The organism is Flavobacterium hibisci (assembly GCF_020026925.1).
Taxonomy (GTDB): Bacteria; Bacteroidota; Bacteroidia; order Flavobacteriales; family Flavobacteriaceae; genus Flavobacterium; species Flavobacterium hibisci.
Genome location: NZ_JAIQDW010000009.1, coordinates 42,390 through 59,627, shown reverse-complemented (window position 1 = coordinate 59,627; position 17,238 = coordinate 42,390). Strand labels below are relative to the sequence as shown.

The 17,238-nt window shown below is 35.1% G+C and carries 16 protein-coding genes; 14 read left to right on the top strand and 2 right to left on the bottom strand.

What is annotated here, in order from left to right; all coding sequences use genetic code 11:
• Positions 1 to 37 precede the first annotated feature (37 nt).
• The 3 genes from K8B81_RS10930 to K8B81_RS10920 all read left to right on the top strand — a co-directional run bounded on the left by K8B81_RS10930 (position 38) and on the right by K8B81_RS10920 (position 2,897).
• Positions 38 to 667 (top strand): PAS domain-containing protein, encoded by a 630-nt coding sequence (locus tag K8B81_RS10930; RefSeq protein ID WP_223681477.1) that lies wholly within the window; start codon positions 38 to 40, stop codon positions 665 to 667.
• 188 nt (positions 668 to 855) lie between these two features.
• Positions 856 to 1,272, top strand: coding sequence for a Holliday junction resolvase RuvX (ruvX, locus tag K8B81_RS10925; protein WP_223681644.1), 417 nt, complete (start codon positions 856 to 858; stop codon positions 1,270 to 1,272).
• A gap of 125 nt (positions 1,273 to 1,397) precedes the next feature.
• The gene (locus K8B81_RS10920; RefSeq protein ID WP_223681476.1) at positions 1,398 to 2,897 is read left to right on the top strand and encodes a malate:quinone oxidoreductase; all 1,500 of its coding nucleotides are present in this window, start codon (positions 1,398 to 1,400) and stop codon (positions 2,895 to 2,897) included.
• Between the two features lie 49 nt (positions 2,898 to 2,946).
• On the opposite strand, the gene K8B81_RS10915 is transcribed toward K8B81_RS10920, so the two are convergent.
• Entirely contained in the window at positions 2,947 to 5,166 is a 2,220-nt protein-coding gene (locus tag K8B81_RS10915; RefSeq protein WP_223681475.1) for an FUSC family protein, read from the bottom strand.
• A 187-nt stretch (positions 5,167 to 5,353) separates the two neighbouring features.
• On the opposite strand from K8B81_RS10915, the gene def reads away from it, so the two are divergent.
• The 3 genes from def (at position 5,354) to mazG (ending at position 7,331) form a co-directional block, all read left to right on the top strand.
• Positions 5,354 to 5,944: a peptide deformylase gene (def, locus tag K8B81_RS10910; protein ID WP_223681474.1), complete on the top strand. Its 591-nt coding sequence runs from the start codon at positions 5,354 to 5,356 to the stop codon at positions 5,942 to 5,944.
• Positions 5,945 to 5,983: 39 nt separating this feature from the next.
• Positions 5,984 to 6,463: a DUF5606 family protein gene (locus K8B81_RS10905; RefSeq protein ID WP_163395075.1), complete on the top strand. Its 480-nt coding sequence runs from the start codon at positions 5,984 to 5,986 to the stop codon at positions 6,461 to 6,463.
• A gap of 97 nt (positions 6,464 to 6,560) precedes the next feature.
• Positions 6,561 to 7,331 carry a nucleoside triphosphate pyrophosphohydrolase gene (gene mazG, locus K8B81_RS10900; protein ID WP_223681473.1) on the top strand — a complete coding sequence of 257 codons (771 nt, stop codon included), beginning with the start codon at positions 6,561 to 6,563 and terminating at the stop codon, positions 7,329 to 7,331.
• On the opposite strand, the gene K8B81_RS10895 is transcribed toward mazG, so the two are convergent.
• On the bottom strand, positions 7,326 to 8,012 hold the full coding sequence (locus K8B81_RS10895; RefSeq protein ID WP_223681472.1) for a Crp/Fnr family transcriptional regulator: 687 nt from the start codon (positions 8,010 to 8,012) through the stop codon (positions 7,326 to 7,328). The two genes, mazG and K8B81_RS10895, sit on opposite strands and share 6 nt — an antisense overlap.
• 202 nt (positions 8,013 to 8,214) lie before the next feature.
• Here K8B81_RS10895 and K8B81_RS10890 point away from each other — a divergent pair, with 202 nt between their 5' ends.
• The 8 genes from K8B81_RS10890 to K8B81_RS10855 all read left to right on the top strand — a co-directional run bounded on the left by K8B81_RS10890 (position 8,215) and on the right by K8B81_RS10855 (position 17,229).
• Positions 8,215 to 10,611 carry a heavy metal translocating P-type ATPase gene (locus K8B81_RS10890; protein WP_223681471.1) on the top strand — a complete coding sequence of 799 codons (2,397 nt, stop codon included), beginning with the start codon at positions 8,215 to 8,217 and terminating at the stop codon, positions 10,609 to 10,611.
• A 108-nt stretch (positions 10,612 to 10,719) separates the two neighbouring features.
• Entirely contained in the window at positions 10,720 to 10,911 is a 192-nt protein-coding gene (gene ccoS / locus K8B81_RS10885; protein WP_223681469.1) for a cbb3-type cytochrome oxidase assembly protein CcoS, read from the top strand.
• A 2-nt stretch (positions 10,912 to 10,913) separates the two neighbouring features.
• On the top strand, positions 10,914 to 13,100 hold the full coding sequence (gene ccoN / locus K8B81_RS10880) for a cytochrome-c oxidase, cbb3-type subunit I (RefSeq protein ID WP_223681467.1): 2,187 nt from the start codon (positions 10,914 to 10,916) through the stop codon (positions 13,098 to 13,100).
• A gap of 7 nt (positions 13,101 to 13,107) precedes the next feature.
• Positions 13,108 to 13,302 (top strand): CcoQ/FixQ family Cbb3-type cytochrome c oxidase assembly chaperone, encoded by a 195-nt coding sequence (locus tag K8B81_RS10875; RefSeq protein WP_223681465.1) that lies wholly within the window; start codon positions 13,108 to 13,110, stop codon positions 13,300 to 13,302.
• A 1-nt stretch (position 13,303) separates the two neighbouring features.
• Entirely contained in the window at positions 13,304 to 14,215 is a 912-nt protein-coding gene (locus K8B81_RS10870; RefSeq protein ID WP_223681464.1) for a cbb3-type cytochrome c oxidase N-terminal domain-containing protein, read from the top strand.
• Between the two features lie 36 nt (positions 14,216 to 14,251).
• The gene (ccoG, locus tag K8B81_RS10865; RefSeq protein ID WP_223681463.1) at positions 14,252 to 15,670 is read left to right on the top strand and encodes a cytochrome c oxidase accessory protein CcoG; all 1,419 of its coding nucleotides are present in this window, start codon (positions 14,252 to 14,254) and stop codon (positions 15,668 to 15,670) included.
• Positions 15,671 to 15,864: 194 nt separating this feature from the next.
• Entirely contained in the window at positions 15,865 to 16,314 is a 450-nt protein-coding gene (locus K8B81_RS10860) for a FixH family protein (RefSeq protein WP_223681462.1), read from the top strand.
• Positions 16,315 to 16,527: 213 nt separating this feature from the next.
• A complete protein-coding gene (locus K8B81_RS10855) occupies positions 16,528 to 17,229 on the top strand; it encodes a sulfite exporter TauE/SafE family protein (protein ID WP_223681461.1) in 702 nt (233 codons plus the stop codon).
• Positions 17,230 to 17,238 lie beyond the last annotated feature (9 nt).

Below are 17,238 nucleotides of genomic sequence, written 5' to 3'. Positions count from 1 at the left end.
TGAAGGAATTGCAAGTACTAAAATTAATCAAGCCAATATGAATCAGGAAAATCAACTTCAAAATCGCGTTACAGTTATTGATAAAGAGGTCACATGGGACAAAACGCAGGTAATTATGAGTAAAACAAATGCTTTTGGTATTATTGAATATGCCAACGAAGTTTTTGTGGATGTTTGTGGTTATGAAGATTATGAACTAATGGGACAGCCACATAATATTATTCGCCATCCGGATATGCCCAGAGTTATTTTTAAAGTCCTATGGGAAAATCTGAAACAAGGGAAAAATTTTCATGCAATCGTAAAAAACCTGGCAAAATCGGGAAGATATTACTGGGTAATAACGGATTTTGATATTGCAAGGGATGAAAACGGTGTGATTGTAAATTATTTTGCAAGAAGACAAGCCGTTCCTCAGGAAGTGATTTCGCTGCACATTGAACCTCTTTACAAAAAGTTACTACAAATTGAGGCTGCAAGTGGTGTTGAGTTTAGCGAAAAATATTTAATTGGATTTTTGGAAGAAAAAAAGAGAAGTTATATCGAGTATATTAAGGAGCTGATTTATGAACATGAAAAAGCCCAGTCAAAATTTGCTCAATATGAACTTAAAGAAGAGGATGAAGGAGAGGAAAAAGGCTTTTTTAGCAGATTATTCGGCAGATAATACTGCTTTATAATAATTTTTTAGTTGTTTTAAATTTGGTTAAAAATCCGTTTTGAATTTTCAGGACGGATTTTTTATTTGCTATTGTAAAAATAATTATACAATCAGTAATTAATAAAGTTTGTATTTCTATTTGCTGCTGGGAATTGGAAAATTAAAATAGTTTATCTTTGGAAAAAAATAAAAAGATGCCCAGAATTATCTGCATAGACTACGGACAAAAGCGTACCGGAATTGCTGTAACTGATGAAATGCAAATTATAGCTTCAGGTTTAACTACGATTCCAACAAATACTTTAATTGATTTCCTAAAGGATTATTTTGCCAAAGAAAAAGTAGAGGCGGTTTTAATTGGCGAGCCGAAACAAATGAATGGTCAGCCATCTGAAAGTGCATCTGTGATAAAAGGTTTTGCAACTCATTTTTCTAATATTTTTCCGGATATGAAGGTTGTTCGTGTAGATGAACGCTTTACTTCAAAAATGGCTTTTCAGACCATGATCGACAGCGGACTAAGCAAAAAGCAGCGTCAGAACAAAGGACTGATTGATGAAATTTCCGCAACGATTATGCTTCAGGACTATCTTTCTTCTAATCGTTTTTAGGTTTTAGGCCTATAAATTTCACTTTATTTAGAAAAAAATGTAATTATCTAACTATTATCTTTCAAAAATTAGTTTTTTTTTGGCATTATAAAAAGTACCTTTGCATTTTAAAATAAAATACTGTTATGCCTGACAATACAATACGTTCCAATAGTGATGTAGTGCTTATTGGTGCTGGAATTATGAGTGCTACACTCGGAGTAATTTTGAAAGAATTACAACCTGATATTAAGATTGAAATTTACGAAAGACTGGATGTTGCCGCAGCTGAAAGTTCAGATGCATGGAATAATGCAGGAACAGGACATTCTGCTTTTTGTGAATTAAATTACACTCCTGAAAAAGCCGATGGCTCTGTAGATCCTAAAAAAGCCATTAGCATTGCCGAAGCTTTTGAGGTTTCACGACAGTTTTGGTCTTATTTAGTACAGCAAAACAAGGTGCCTTCACCTGAAAATTTTATCAAAAGTGTGCCGCATATGAGTTTTGTATGGGGAGAAAAAAATGTAAAATACCTTAAAACCCGTTTTGAGGCTTTACAAAAAAATCCATTATTTTCTGAAATGCTTTTTAGCACTGACTTTGAGCAATTAAAACAATGGATGCCATTAGTTATGGAAGGAAGACAGCCTGACGAAAAACTGGCTGCTACTACAATGGCAATTGGTACAGATGTGAATTTTGGTGCTTTGACAAGAAGCATGTTTAATTATCTGGAAAAATTAGACGGTGTTTCTTTATATTTTAATCATGAGGTTAGAAAGTTAAAACAGCTTGAGAATAAATCATGGAGAATTAAAATAACAGATTTAGGTTCTGGTGAAAAAAGAAAGGCTTATACGAAATTTGTATTTATTGGTGCCGGAGGAGGTTCATTGCCATTGTTAGAAAAAGCAAATGTACCGGAAGGTCACGGTTATGGAGGTTTTCCTGTAAGCGGTCAGTGGTTGAAATGTACAAATCCGGAAGTTATTGCAAAACATCAGGCGAAAGTTTACGGAAAAGCAAGTGTTGGAGCTCCTCCAATGTCTGTTCCGCACATTGATACACGTGTAATCGATGGCGAAAAAGCATTGCTTTTTGGCCCTTTTGCAGGATTTTCAACCCGCTTCTTAAAAAATGGATCTTATTTAGATTTACCATTATCTATTAAGGCAAACAACCTGATCCCAATGTTATCTGCAGGATATAACAATATTCCGTTAACAAAATATTTAATAGAACAGGTTCGCCAGTCTCCAAAAGACAGAATAAAAGCTTTACGCGAATATTTGCCAACTGCTAGATCTAAAGACTGGGTTTTGGAAAAAGCAGGTCAGCGGGTTCAGGTAATAAAAAAAGGTGAAAATGGTGGTGGCGTTTTAGAATTTGGAACCGAAGTAATCAATACCCAGGACGGAACACTGGCTGTTTTATTAGGGGCATCCCCGGGAGCTTCTACCGCAGTTTCTATTATGGTTGATTTAATTGGAAGATGTTTTAAAGAGCAGATAAATACACCTGAATGGGAATCAAAACTGAAAAACATGATTCCTTCTTACAAACAGACTTTAAATGACAAGCCCGAGTTGTTAGAACAAATTAGAAAACAAACAGCTGAAGTTTTAAAACTGAACAGAAATTAATTATAGAAGAAAATCTTAGCTTATCATAAATAAAACAAATCCGGATCAATCAATCCGGATTTGTTGCTTTTAAATCTTTTGTAATCTTCAATATTTTTTCGGCTAAATTACTCATCCAGATCAGTTGTTCAATAACCATTTGAGCTTCCTGCATTTTAGCCTGTCTGGTTTCTTTATCCAATTCTTCATCTGTCGCCAGACGGGTAAAGTTTTTACGCTTCATTTCTTCAAATTGCAAAGTCACATCTTCTTTGTCAAAAAAAGTATCGGTTATGATGGTTTCATTTCTTAAAATTGAAATCGAATGATCTAAATTTGATAAAATGGTTTTAATGATATAATTAAATGATTCCGATGCAGATGTAGTCTGGTGTGCCTGAATATAAGTTGATAATGAAGCTAAGGCAGAGAGCAAAGAATGATTTAGAACTACTAATTTATTTACAATTGGCAGCGTTTTCTGCTTTGATTTTGGCTCCTGCATCATGCGCTGAAAAGAAGTCATCAGATTACCAATTTCTATAAAAACATTCTTTCTTGCCAATCGGTACGAAGTTGGGACTTCACCTTTTTTATTATAAAAATCTGCAATTTCCCTGAGGTAAGTCCTGTTGGCACGAATTGAGTTTTCAATATGGATAGGTGTATTTATAAATTCCCAGGCTGGCCATAAAAACTGATTGGCGAGGAAAGCGAGAATTGCCCCAACAAGCGAATCGAGAATCCTGAACTGAATTACTTCTACAACATTTGGAACTAGGATTCCATAAATGAAAACGACATACATAGTCACGAAAGTAGCACTGATTTTGTAATTAGCCTGAGCGAAAGAAATTCCAAGCAGCATACAAATTATGGAAAAGATACTTAGAAGCACATGATTTTGTACAACAGAAACAATTCCGAATGCCAGTAAGCCCCCTAAAATAGTTCCGAAAATACGATTGTAAGATCGTTCTTTTGTTAAACCGTAACCCGGACGCATGATGACAACGATGGTTAATAAAATCCAGTAAACATTTTGAAACGGAAGAAATTTTCCAACAATAAATCCAATTAAAATGGTTATAGTCAACCGTACAGAATGTCTGAAAATAGAAGAAGAAAAACTCAGGTTTTCAATCAGTGTGCGTAAAGGATAATATTGCGGGGTCAGGAATTTTTCAAGTTCCTTATCTTTGTCTTTAAGTTTGTAAGATTGCATTGCCAATGAAAAGGCTCTTTGTATGATCTTGATTTTTCCAACCTGATTTTTAGCATATTTCAGCATGTTGGTCAGCATCAGTACACCTTCTGCTGCTGCTTCTTTTCCTAATGTTTTTTCATAGTCAAAAATGGCAAATTCCAGAGCGTCAAGTTCATTTTTTAAATCATTTTTATCAACGTAAACCGCTATATGATGGACGTTTTTAGAAAGCTTTTTTAAGGTAGAGGCAAGTTTGTATGCTACATTTTGATAGGTTCTTAAAACATCCGGATGTTTGTCAAACTTTTCATGAATTTTACTGTGATCGAAAGAGGTGTATAAAGCCAGTTCCTGAATTTCAAGCAGCGTAATAAAAACCAGCAACATTTTTCGGTTCTGACTCGTAGCAGAGCTGCTTTGGTTTCCAATAAGCACTTTTCGTAAATCCTCATGAATCTCATTTAACTCTACCTGAATGCTTAGTTGTTTTTCAATAATTGTTTTTCGGTTAGCTTCAGGGCTCCATAAATCTCCTCTCAGTTTTAAATACTTTGCGGTTAATCTGATTCCACGGGCAATTTCAAGTTCGATATATTTATAAGGCTGTATGAAATGAAAAGAAAGAGAAATAATTAGATATAAAATTCCTCCGGTAAAAATATAGCCTGAGTAAGCAAAGGCCTCCCAGCCTTCATGTATATGTCCAAATGATAAAGAGATTGATATTAAAGCAGAGAACGAAACCAAAGTGGCTCTTTGACCATAGACAGAAATCATAGAGCATATAAAAAGTAAAAATCCTAAAAAGGGATAAAATAAATAAGGATAAGGATAGACGAGATTTACTAATAAATTAACACCGGCTACAATAAACGAAGCTACAATCAATCCTTTTATTTTGTGACTCAATGTGCTGGGAATATCACTGGGATACGTGTAAAAAGCACCCAACGCAATAGTAAAACCAATTTCAAAATGCCCTAAAAAATTAAAAATCAATACAGGAATAACAGAGGCTATTGTTACTTTTGAGGCATTTAAAAACGAAGTGCTGTTGGTGAATTTTACAATACGGTCAAACATATAAATTGGTTTAAAACAAAGGTAAGATAATTTGGCATAATTATGGCTGAGATTTCAAGGAACAGCCAAAAAGAGATTTAATATCTTATTTTCAAATGGTCATTGACTATTTTTTACTATTTTTGACTGCTTAATTTGAAAGACCAGATTAAATTTTTAGAAAATAAAAACAACCAATATAACATAGATGATTTTACCAATTGTAGGATATGGGGATCCCGTTTTGAGAAAAGTTGGTGAGGTAATTACACCTGATTATCCAAACTTAAAAGAAACAATAGCAAATATGTACGAAACCATGTATAATGCATATGGTGTGGGACTTGCTGCGCCACAAATTGGGCTGGCAATTCGTTTGTTTGTGATTGATACAGCGCCTTTTAGTGATGATGAAGAATTAAAAGAAGATGAACAAAAAAGCTTAAAAGGTTTCAAAAAGACTTTCATCAATCCAAGAATTGTTAAAGAAGAAGGCGAGGAATGGAGTTTTAACGAAGGATGTTTAAGTATTCCTGATGTAAGGGAGGATGTTTACAGAAAACCAACAGTTACACTAGAATATTGTGAGGAAGATTTTGTAATGAAAACAGAAGTTTTTGACGGACTAATTGCAAGGGTTATTCAACACGAATATGATCATATAGAAGGAATTTTATTTACGGATAAAATATCATCTTTAAAGAAACGCCTGATTCAAAAGAAACTAAAAAATATTACCGAGGGTAAAACTTTTCAGGAATACAGAATGAAATTTGCATCCGCTAAAAAAGGCAGATAATATAATACACCAAAAATTCTTAATACTAATTTAATAAACATGAATTTAGACAAAATTTTAGCCATTTCAGGAAAGCCTGGTTTATATGTATTGAAAGTGCAAACGCGTACAGGTTTTGTGGCAGAATCATTATTAGACGGAAAAAAAATTACTGTAAACTTAAAAAGCAACGTAAGTTTATTATCTGAAATCTCAATTTATACTTACGAAGGAGAGAAACCTTTGACAGAAGTAATGCAGCGTATTGCTGTTAAAGAAAATAAAGAACAGGCAATTTCACATAAAGAAGACAATGCAAAACTCACTGCTTATTTTAAAGAAATTTTGCCGGAGTACGATGAAGAAAGAGTGTATCCGTCTGATATTAAAAAAGTATTAAACTGGTATAACATGCTTCAGGCAAAAGGGCTGGTTACTGATGAAGCCCCTGCTGCAACTTCAACATCAGAAGAAATTGCTGTTGAAGAACCGGTAAAAAAAGCTCCTGCAAAAAAAGCAAAAGCTAAAAAAGAAGAATAGTAGTTTTACATTCAAATATAGTAATCCTGTTAAGATGTTTTCTTGGCAGGATTTTTTACTTTTACAGAATTCGGTTACCATAAAAACTTCAAAAAAAATGAGCAAAGAACTTCAGCTTAAAGCCTTCGAAAGATTATTAATTATCATGGATGAACTTCGTGAGCAATGTCCATGGGATAAAAAGCAAACTTTGCAAACCCTGAGACATCTTACTATCGAAGAAACTTACGAATTAGGAGACGCTATTCTGGATAATGATTTGAGTGAAGTTAAAAAAGAACTGGGAGATCTATTGCTTCACATCGTTTTTTATGCCAAAATAGGCTCTGAAACCAATGATTTTGATATAGCCGATGTGTGTAATGAAATCTGCGATAAACTGATTCACCGTCATCCTCATATTTACAGTAATACTGTTGTAAAAGACGAAGAAGAAGTCAAACAAAACTGGGAAAAACTAAAACTTAAAGAAGGAAAAAAATCTGTTTTGGAAGGTGTACCACGAAGTTTACCGGCATTAGTAAAAGCAAGCAGAATACAGGATAAAGTAAAAGGCGTGGGTTTTGACTGGGAAGAACCGCATCAGGTCTGGGATAAAGTACAGGAAGAACTGCAAGAATTACAAGTTGAAGTTAAATCAGGAAACCGGGATAAAATCGAAGCCGAATTTGGCGATGTTTTATTCTCAATGATTAATTATGCCCGATTTTTAAATGTAAATCCTGAAGATGCCCTGGAAAGAACCAATAAAAAATTTATCAAACGCTTTCAGTATTTAGAAAGTAAAGCAGAGGAATTAGGAAAACCGTTGATGGAAATGACTTTGGCAGAAATGGATGTATTTTGGAACGAAGCCAAAAAACTATAACTGTTCAGCCAGTTTTTTCAGGGCTTTTACGTTTTTAAGCACAATTTTTTTACCTACGAGTTCAATTAATTCCAGTTTGTTAAAATCAGATAGTAATCTTATACAACTTTCTGTTGCTGTACCAATCATACCAGCAAGCTCTTCTCTGGTTAGCTGTACTTTCAGTGTTTTATCCTCGTCTTCGCCAAAAGCATCGTGTAAATACAATAAGGTTTCTGCAAGCCTTTGTTTTACCGTTTTTTGAACAAGGGCAATTTTATCGTTTTCAGATTCTTTCAAATCTTCACAAACGGATTGCATCATATTCAATGAAAACTGATTGTTGTTATTAAAAAAGTTTATGATTTCAGATTTTGGGATAAAGCAAACTTCCATGTCGGCAATTGCTTTTGCAGATAAATTTGCAGGCTCGTTACTAATCATGGAGCGCTGTCCTAAAAGCTCTCCGGATTTTACCAGTTTTATAATCTGATCTTTTCCGTTTGCACTTAATTTAGAGAGTTTTCCAACACCGTCTTTCACACAAAAAACACCGTTGGTGATTTCCCCCTCCTCAAAGATTGCTTCTCCTTTTTTTATTTTATGAGTGGTTTTACTATTTGCTAGTTTTATAACTTCTTCTTTATTAAGTGCTTTTAAAGAAGAAAGCTGGCGTACGATACATTGGTCACATTTATTCATAGCAAAAAGTATTTACCGCAAAATTAACTATTATTCGCTTTGGTAGGTTAAATTATTTTAAAAAAAAGAAACATAAAATCTCTTATTAAAGTCCGGCTATTTTATTTCTGAAGTCTGAAAATCAATTTAATAAAACATGATAAATGTCATATTTATAGAGTCTTATTATTTTGAATATTTGCTGCAATAAAACAAACAAATTATGAGCGGGCAGAGTTGTTTTCATTGTGGACTTACAATTCCTAAAAATGAGGTAATCAATTTTGATGAAAAAAAATTTTGTTGTACAGGCTGTAAAACAGTTTACGAAATTTTTAGTCTTAATGATCTAACCTGCTATTATGATTTTGAAAACTCGCCAGGTGCTACTCCGCAGGACATTCAGGGAAAATATGACTTTTTAGACAATGAAGTCATCATCTCTAAAGTTTTGGAATTTCAGGAAGGTTATACTTCAATTGTATCTTTGAATATTCCGCATATTCACTGCAGTTCATGTATCTGGCTGCTTGAAAACCTTAATCGGTTGCAGCCAGGAATCAGTATGTCGCAGGTTAATTTTCCTGAGAAAAAAGTTAGAATCACGTTTAACTCTGAAACAGTTTCTTTAAAATCAATTGTCTATTTGTTAAGTTCAATTGGTTACGAACCTTATATCAGTTTAGAAAATTACGAAACTGGAAAAACTAAGGTCGACCGAAGTCTTACTTATAAATTGGGTGTTGCTTTTTTCTGTTTTGGAAATATAATGCTATTGTCATTTCCGGAATATTTTGAAATGAAGGAATTTTGGCTGGACAGCTATAAACCTTTCTTCAGGCTTTTGATTTTTCTTTTGGCATTGCCAAGTTTTATCTACTCTGCGAGTGGTTATTATATTTCAGCCTATCACAGTATTAAAACGAAGATGTTAAATATTGATATCCCGATTGCACTTGGAATTATAGTGATGTTTATCCGCAGTTCTTATGACATGTTGATGGATCATGGGCCGGGATTTTTTGATAGTCTGGCGAGTCTGGTTTTCTTTATGCTGCTGGGTAAAATGTTTCAGACTAAGACCTACAGTTTTCTGAGTTTTGAAAGGGATTTTAAATCCTATTTTCCAATCGCTGTTACCCGAATCAATCCCAATACATCTGAAGAAAGTGTGCCGATTTATGATGTTTTAAAAGGAAACAGGTTATTAATCCGAAATCAGGAATTGATTCCGGTTGATGGAATCCTTATTAGCGAAAAAGCCGAAATAGATTATAGTTTCGTTACCGGAGAAGCAGTTCCTATTACTAAAAAATCAGGTGACAAAGTTTTTGCCGGCGGAAAACAAATTGGAAAAGTAATCGAAATGGAAGTCCTGCATTCGGTTTCACAAAGTTATCTGACGCAGCTTTGGAGCAATGAGATTTTTCAGAAAAAAGTAGATCAAAAGCATAAAACCATAACAGATGCAATAAGCCGGTATTTCACCCCAATCTTACTGCTTATTGCATTTGCTGGTTTTGGTTACTGGATATTTATTGATGCAAATACAGCTTTTAATGTTTTTACAGCAGTTTTAATTGTCGCCTGTCCTTGTGCACTGGCACTTACAGCTCCGTTTACTTTTGGGAATATTCTCAGAATTATGGGAAAACAAAAAATGTATCTTAAAAATGCTTTGGTAATTGAACAGCTTGCAAAAGTTGATACCATTGTTTTTGATAAGACCGGAACGATTACGACCAACAAAAAATCAAATATAGCTTATGAAGGAAATACACTTTCTGATGAAGATTATGTGTTGATTAAAAATGTGCTTCGGGCATCGAATCACCCTTTGAGCAGAATGTTGTATGATTTTCTGCCGGAAGTAAAAAGAATTAAAATTGATGCATTTGAGGAAATTACCGGAAAAGGTATTTTGGCTTCTTTTGAAAATAAAACAATCAAAATTGGTTCGGCTTCATTTGTTGAAAGTGCTAATCATAGTAATGAAATAGAAAAAACAGCACTTCATATTAAGATTGATGAGGTATATTACGGGCGATTCAATTTTCAGAATCAGTATAGAGATGGTCTCGGAACGTTATTTAATACTCTGAATAAAAATTATGAAATAAAAGTTCTTTCCGGTGATAATGATGGTGAAAGAGCTAATCTGGAAGCTATTCTGCCAAAAGATACCGAACTTATCTTTAATCAGAAACCGGAACAGAAGCTGGAATTTATTAGAAAACTACAAGAAAGCGGGCACAATGTAATGATGGTAGGCGATGGACTGAATGATGCTGGTGCTTTAGCCCAAAGTAACGTTGGGATTTCTATTTCAGAGAATGTCAATGTGTTTTCTCCGGCTTGCGATGCAATACTGGATGCAGGTGAATTTTCGCGACTAAATTACTTTTTAAAATTATCCCACAAATCGATCAGGATTATCAAAATGAGTTTTTGTTTATCACTTATTTATAACGTAGTCGGGCTTTTATTTGCTGTTACAGGCAATCTGCTTCCGCTGGTTGCTGCGATTATTATGCCATTAAGTACAATTACGATTGTAAGTTTTGTGACTTTGATGTCTAACTATTTCAGCAGTAGTAATTTAAAATTATATAAATCATAAGTTTTTAAATTGCCTGTTTATGAATTTAACATACGTTTTTGACTATGATAAATATCATGTTTTATCAGGTATCAAGGCTATAATTTTGTTAGTATAAAATTTAAGGATATGAGTGTTATTTATCTATTAATTTCAGTAAGTATTTTTGTTGCAATCTGTTTTTTTATTGCCTTTATAGCTGCTGTAAAATCCGGGCAATATGATGATGATTACACGCCCTCGGTCAGAATCCTCTTCGATGATGAAACCAAAATTACCTCTCAAAATAATAATTTACCAACAGAAGAAAAACAAGTTTAATTATGGAAATGGAACAATTTTACTACGACAACAAAATCGTAAAAAAATTCATTTATGCCACCATCCTTTTTGGAGTAGTGGGTATGTTAGTGGGGCTGACCCTGGCGGTTATGTACCTTTTTCCCAACATGACCGATGGGATTTCGTGGCTTAGTTATGGCCGTTTAAGGCCTTTGCACACCAACGCTGTAATTTTTGCTTTTGTTGGGAATGCCTTTTTTGCGGGAATGTATTATTCGCTGCAAAGATTACTGAAAGCCAGAATGTTCAGTGACTTTTTAAGTAACCTTCATTTCTGGGGATGGCAGCTTATTATTGTTGCTGCAGCCATCACATTACCTTTAGGATATACTTCTTCGAAAGAATATGCTGAACTGGAATGGCCTATTGATATCGCCATTGCATTAATTTGGGTGGTAATGGGAATCAATATGATAGGTACAATGATTCGTCGTAGAGAGCGCCATTTGTATGTAGCTATCTGGTTTTACATTGCGACATTCGTTACAGTTGCGGTTTTGCATATTTTCAATAACATCGAAATTCCGGTTTCAGGATTAAAAAGTTATTCTGTTTACGCTGGTGTTCAGGATGCTTTGGTGCAATGGTGGTACGGACATAATGCTGTTGCATTTTTCCTGACGACTCCATTCTTAGGATTGATGTATTACTTTATTCCCAAAGTAGCCAATAGACCGGTTTATTCGTATCGATTATCGATTATTCACTTTTGGTCATTGATTTTCATTTATATCTGGGCAGGACCACATCATTTATTGTATTCTGCTTTGCCAAACTGGGCTCAGAATTTAGGGGTTGCATTTTCTGTAATGCTAATTGCTCCGTCATGGGGAGGTATGATCAACGGATTGTTGACTTTAAGAGGTGCCTGGGATAAAGTTCGTGTAGAACCGGTATTAAAATTCTTTGTAGTAGCCATTACAGGTTACGGAATGGCAACTTTTGAAGGTCCAATGCTTTCTTTTAAAAATGTAAACGCTATTGCGCATTATACAGACTGGATCGTAGCACACGTACACGTAGGGGCTTTGGCCTGGAACGGATTCATGTCTTTCGGTATTATTTACTGGCTGATTCCGCGAATGACAAAAAGCACATTGTTCTCTACTAAATTAGCCAATTTCCATTTCTGGATTGGAACTTTAGGAATCATCTTGTATGCTTTACCAATGTACGTAGCCGGTTTTCAGCAGGCATCTATGTGGAAACAGTTTAACCCGGATGGGACATTAACTTACGGAAACTTCCTTGAAACTGTTACAGCCATTATGCCATTGTACTGGATGAGAGCTATCGGTGGTAGTTTGTACTTAATCGGAATGCTGACTTTAGTTTACAATATTATAATGACTGTCAGAGCGGGGCAGCCTGTAGAAGACGAATTAGCTCAGGCTCCTGCATTACAGACCATTAAAAGCGGCAGAATCAGTGGAGAAAAATTCCATTCCTGGTTAGAAAGAAAACCGATTCAGTTATCCATTTTGGCTACGATTGCCATTTTAATTGGGGGTATTATTCAGATTGTACCAACTATTATGGTGAAATCGAATATTCCAACCATTTCAAGTGTAAAACCATACACACCGTTAGAGTTGGAAGGACGTGATTTGTACATTCGTGAAGGCTGTGTGGGCTGTCACTCACAATCGGTTCGTCCGTTTAGAAGCGAGGTAGAACGTTACGGTCCTCAGGCCAAAGCAGGAGAATTTGTATACGATCATCCATTCTTATGGGGATCAAAACGTACAGGTCCTGATTTGCAGCGAGTAGGTGGCAAGTACAATGACAACTGGCACTTTAACCACATGTGGAATCCACAAAGTACATCTGCAGGATCAATTATGCCGGGTTATAAATGGCTGTTTGATAACAAACCATTGGATATTTCCTTAATCGAAAAGAAGATGAAAGTTATGGTTACGCTTGGGGTTCCTTATTCAGAAGCAGAAGTTGCCAATGCTCAGAAAACCTTGAGAACTCAGGCTCTTGCAATTGAAAAAAGTTTAGAAAATGACCCTGACTATGTGAAAAGTTATGAGGATAGCAGGAAAAAAGCCGCTGCAAAAGGAGAGAAATTTGTTCCTATGAACGAAAGAGAAATTGTAGCCCTGATTGCTTATATACAAAGGCTTGGAACTGATATTAAAGTAAAAGAAACTTCAAAATAACAGCATTATGTTTGAACAGATAAAACACAATATGGAAACGATATCGGGTATAGAAATTTACCCGATTCTTTCCCTTCTGATTTTCTTCATCTTTTTTGTGGGATTAGGTTTTTGGGTGTTTTCATACACAAAAGATAAAATCAGGGAGATGAGTCAAATTCCTCTCGAAGAGGGAACTATTATAATTTCAAAAGATAATTAAAATGAAAAAGTTTTTCCCAGTATATGTCAGATTGCCGTTGGTTTTCTTCATCGTATTTGCTTTGATGGAATATTTTATAGACTCAGGCGACAGACCTGCCTTTATCAAATATCCAATGGTTTCAGTTTTTTTATTTGTCTTTTTGTTTATTCTGATTGCGATCGAAATTACACTTCATGCTGTAAATCGCGTCATGTATCAATTATTATCTCCGGAAGAAAAAGAAAAGCTGGCGTACGAAGAAAGTCTGAGTTTCAAGGAAAGTATCTGGTTTAAGAACCTGATGCACAAACTTACGAAAACAGAACCAATTGAAAAAGAAGGCGACCTGTTGATGGATCATGATTATGACGGCATCAAAGAATTAGATAATAATTTACCGCCATGGTGGGTGTATTTATTCTATATCTGTATCATCTTTGGCGTCGTGTATGTCTTTTATTTTGATGTTTTTGGCGGAGACAATCAGGAAATGGAATTGAAGAAAGAAATGGCGCAGGCAAAAATTGAGGTAGAAGAATACCTAAAAACCGCTCCGGATCTGATGGACGAAAAAACAGTAGTGCTACTTACTGATGATGCAAGTCTGGCCGCCGGAAAAGAAATTTTTACTACGAATTGCGCAGCCTGCCACAGAGCAGATGCCGGAGGGCAGATTGGTCCAAACTTAACAGATGATCATTGGATTTTAGGTGGAGGAATCAAAAATGTCTTCCATACCATTACGAATGGCGGACGTGACGGAAAAGGAATGGTTTCATGGAAAACGAACGGTATGAAACCAAAAGAGATTCAAAAAGTAGCAAGTTATATTTTGTCTTTACAGGGAAGTAATCCTAAAGACGCAAAAGAAGCTGAAGGTGAAGTTTGGGTAGACGAAAGTGCTCCAAAAAATGATGCCGCAGCAAAATAAACAAGAGTTAATACAGCAGTTTAAAAAATAAATACCATGTCAAATTTACCAGACGAAACTTTTAGAGATACCATCGGAACCATTGATGAAGGCGGAAAACGAAAGTTTATTTTTCCTAAAAAACCGTCTGGTAAGTTTTACGAGTATCGCAAAATAGTCAGTTATGTTTTATTGGCGATTTTAATTGCCAATCCGTTTATAAAAATTAATGGTAACCAATTCATGATGTTCAATATCATGGAACGCCGTTTCAATATTTTTGGATTCCCTTTCTGGCCACAGGATTTTTACCTTTTTGTGATTTCGATGCTCGTTGGGGTTGTGTTTGTCATTTTGTTTACCGTTGTTTTTGGAAGAATATTTTGCGGATGGATTTGTCCTCAGACGATTTTCCTCGAAATGGTTTTCCGCCGAATCGAATATTGGATTGACGGAGACCGTGGTGCACAATCCCGTTTGGCAAGACAGGAATGGAACGCAGAGAAAATCCGAAAAAGACTTACCAAATGGTTTGTTTTCTTCCTGATTTCTTTCGGAATTGCCAATGTTTTTCTGGCGTATTTAGTCGGCAGTGATACCTTGTTTTTAATGATGGAACAAGGACCGATTGAACAAGCAGGTAATTTTACTGCACTATTGATTTTTACAGGCGTTTTCTATTTTGTTTTTGTTTGGTTCCGCGAGCAGGTTTGCATTATTGCCTGTCCGTACGGCAGATTGCAAGGGGTACTTTTAGACAATAAATCGATAAATGTAGCTTATGATTTTGTTCGTGGCGAAAAAGAGCAGGGTCGTGCCAAGTTCAATAAAAAAGAAGACAGGGCTTTAACCGGAAAAGGCGATTGTATCGATTGCCATCAATGTGTGCATGTATGCCCAATGGGAATCGACATTCGAAACGGAACGCAGTTAGAATGTACCAATTGTACCGCCTGCATCGATGAATGCGATTCGATTATGGAGTCCGTTGGTCTTCCAAAAGGATTGATTCGTTATGCTTCTGAAGATGAAATAGAGAAAAAAGAGCCTTTTAAATTCACAACCCGAATGAAAGGGTACACGGCAGTTTTATTTATTTTGTTGAGTGTTTTTGTCGGAATGTTGTTTTTAAGAACCAATGTCGAAGCGATTATTCTGCGTTTGCCGGGACAGCTTTTTCAGCACAAAGGTGATAAAATCAGTAATGTTTATACGTATAAAATCGTAAATAAGACCATGAAAGATTACAGCGATATCCATTTTGAATTGATTGATCAGAAAGGTGAAATCAGCAAAGTTGGTGAACAGCATTTTAAAGTAGCAAAAGAAGGAATTTCACAGGGCACCATATTCATCGAAATCAATGAAGTCCTTTTGGAAAGTGACAAAACCAAAGTTAAAATTGGTGTGTACAATGGTAAGGAATTACTCGAAACTACCACTACAAATTTCTTAGGACCGAGAAGTTTTAATTAAGGAATAAAAAGAATGAAACACATAGAAACATAGATTTTAATTAAAAAAAGAATATAAAAAGAAACTAGTTTCTATCACATAGACTATGTGTTTTTATGAGAGTGAAACGCCTTTTGTATTTTTTTAATTCTATATCTCTATGTGTTTAAATTAAGCGTAAAGTATTTGACAATAACAAAACAAAATCAACAAATATGAAAATCAATTGGGGAACAGGAATTGTCATAGCATTCGGATTGTTTATGACCTTTATTTTATATTTTGTTTTTGAAGTACAGTCCAACAGCAAATACGACAACGATTTGGTTGTTGAAGAATATTACAAGCACGATTCACATTTTCAGGAAGAAATGGCGCGGATTCAGAACGCACATGATTTGCAGTACAAACCTTCGATTAAATATGTTGAAGATGGAGTAAAAATCACTTTTCCGGAAACTTTCGAAAGCAATAAACTAAAAGGAAACGTTTTGCTGTATCGTCCTTCAAACAAAAAGTTTGATTTCAATACCCAAATTGCCCTGACCAATTCATCTTTGCTTATTCCGCAAAAGAAATTGGTAAAAGGACGCTGGGATGTCAACATGGAATGGCAGTACGACGGCAAAAAATATTTGACGAAAGAGGTTATTTACGTTAATTAATGTTTTCAATGAAAATCATGAATAACGTTTTAAAGACAATCTTGTCATTCCGTAGGAATCTCAACGCACAGTAAATTCAAAGTTTAGAGATTTCCTACGAAATGATAAGTTTATCAAATCTTATTGACGTGATTAACAAATCCGTAAAAATCCAAATTTAATACAGATTAATCATTTTAAATCCGTTTAATCTGAGGCTAAAAACAAGAAATAATGTTGTATTCCGCTTTTATATTAGGACTTATCAGCAGTTTACATTGCGTTGGGATGTGCGGTCCCATTGCGATGATGCTTCCGGTTGACCATCAAAATGAAGCTAAAAAAGTAACGCAGATTATTACCTACCATTTAGGAAGACTAACAGCCTACGCTACAATCGGATTAATTTTCGGATTATTGGGAAGAGGTTTTTTCCTGGCCGGATTACAGCAAAAAATGTCTATTTTTATTGGTCTGGCGATGATTACTGCAGTTTTGATTCCGGAAAGGATTTTTTCAAAATACAATTTCTCTAAACCGGTTTATAAAGTGATTTCAAACCTAAAATCAACTTTAGGCAAACAGTTTAAAAACAAAAGCTATAAATCTCTTTTCACCATTGGATTATTAAACGGTTTCCTACCCTGCGGAATGGTATATGTAGCTTTATTTGGAGCCATAGCAATGCAAAGTGCCGGTTTTGGCGTCTTATACATGCTCTTATTCGGATTGGGAACTATACCTTTAATGACGATTGTGGTTTACATGCATTCTTTACTGAAACTGCCCTTTCGAAATAAAATTCAAAAAGCAATTCCTTATGTCGCTGTGATAATTGGGGTTTTATTTATCCTCAGAGGTTTAGGATTAGGAATTCCGTATGTTTCTCCTTCTAATATGAGTTTGTTTGTACAGGGGAGTCCTGATTGTCATTAGATGAGATGT

Coding starts and splice junctions, on each gene's coding strand:
- K8B81_RS10930 (WP_223681477.1), top strand. CDS start 38: ATGAATCAGGAAAATCAACTTCAAAATCGCGTTACAGTTATTGATAAA.
- ruvX (WP_223681644.1), top strand. CDS start 856: ATGCCCAGAATTATCTGCATAGACTACGGACAAAAGCGTACCGGAATT.
- K8B81_RS10920 (WP_223681476.1), top strand. CDS start 1,398: ATGCCTGACAATACAATACGTTCCAATAGTGATGTAGTGCTTATTGGT.
- K8B81_RS10915 (WP_223681475.1), bottom strand. CDS start 5,166: ATGTTTGACCGTATTGTAAAATTCACCAACAGCACTTCGTTTTTAAAT.
- def (WP_223681474.1), top strand. CDS start 5,354: ATGATTTTACCAATTGTAGGATATGGGGATCCCGTTTTGAGAAAAGTT.
- K8B81_RS10905 (WP_163395075.1), top strand. CDS start 5,984: ATGAATTTAGACAAAATTTTAGCCATTTCAGGAAAGCCTGGTTTATAT.
- mazG (WP_223681473.1), top strand. CDS start 6,561: ATGAGCAAAGAACTTCAGCTTAAAGCCTTCGAAAGATTATTAATTATC.
- K8B81_RS10895 (WP_223681472.1), bottom strand. CDS start 8,012: ATGAATAAATGTGACCAATGTATCGTACGCCAGCTTTCTTCTTTAAAA.
- K8B81_RS10890 (WP_223681471.1), top strand. CDS start 8,215: ATGAGCGGGCAGAGTTGTTTTCATTGTGGACTTACAATTCCTAAAAAT.
- ccoS (WP_223681469.1), top strand. CDS start 10,720: ATGAGTGTTATTTATCTATTAATTTCAGTAAGTATTTTTGTTGCAATC.
- ccoN (WP_223681467.1), top strand. CDS start 10,914: ATGGAAATGGAACAATTTTACTACGACAACAAAATCGTAAAAAAATTC.
- K8B81_RS10875 (WP_223681465.1), top strand. CDS start 13,108: ATGTTTGAACAGATAAAACACAATATGGAAACGATATCGGGTATAGAA.
- K8B81_RS10870 (WP_223681464.1), top strand. CDS start 13,304: ATGAAAAAGTTTTTCCCAGTATATGTCAGATTGCCGTTGGTTTTCTTC.
- ccoG (WP_223681463.1), top strand. CDS start 14,252: ATGTCAAATTTACCAGACGAAACTTTTAGAGATACCATCGGAACCATT.
- K8B81_RS10860 (WP_223681462.1), top strand. CDS start 15,865: ATGAAAATCAATTGGGGAACAGGAATTGTCATAGCATTCGGATTGTTT.
- K8B81_RS10855 (WP_223681461.1), top strand. CDS start 16,528: ATGTTGTATTCCGCTTTTATATTAGGACTTATCAGCAGTTTACATTGC.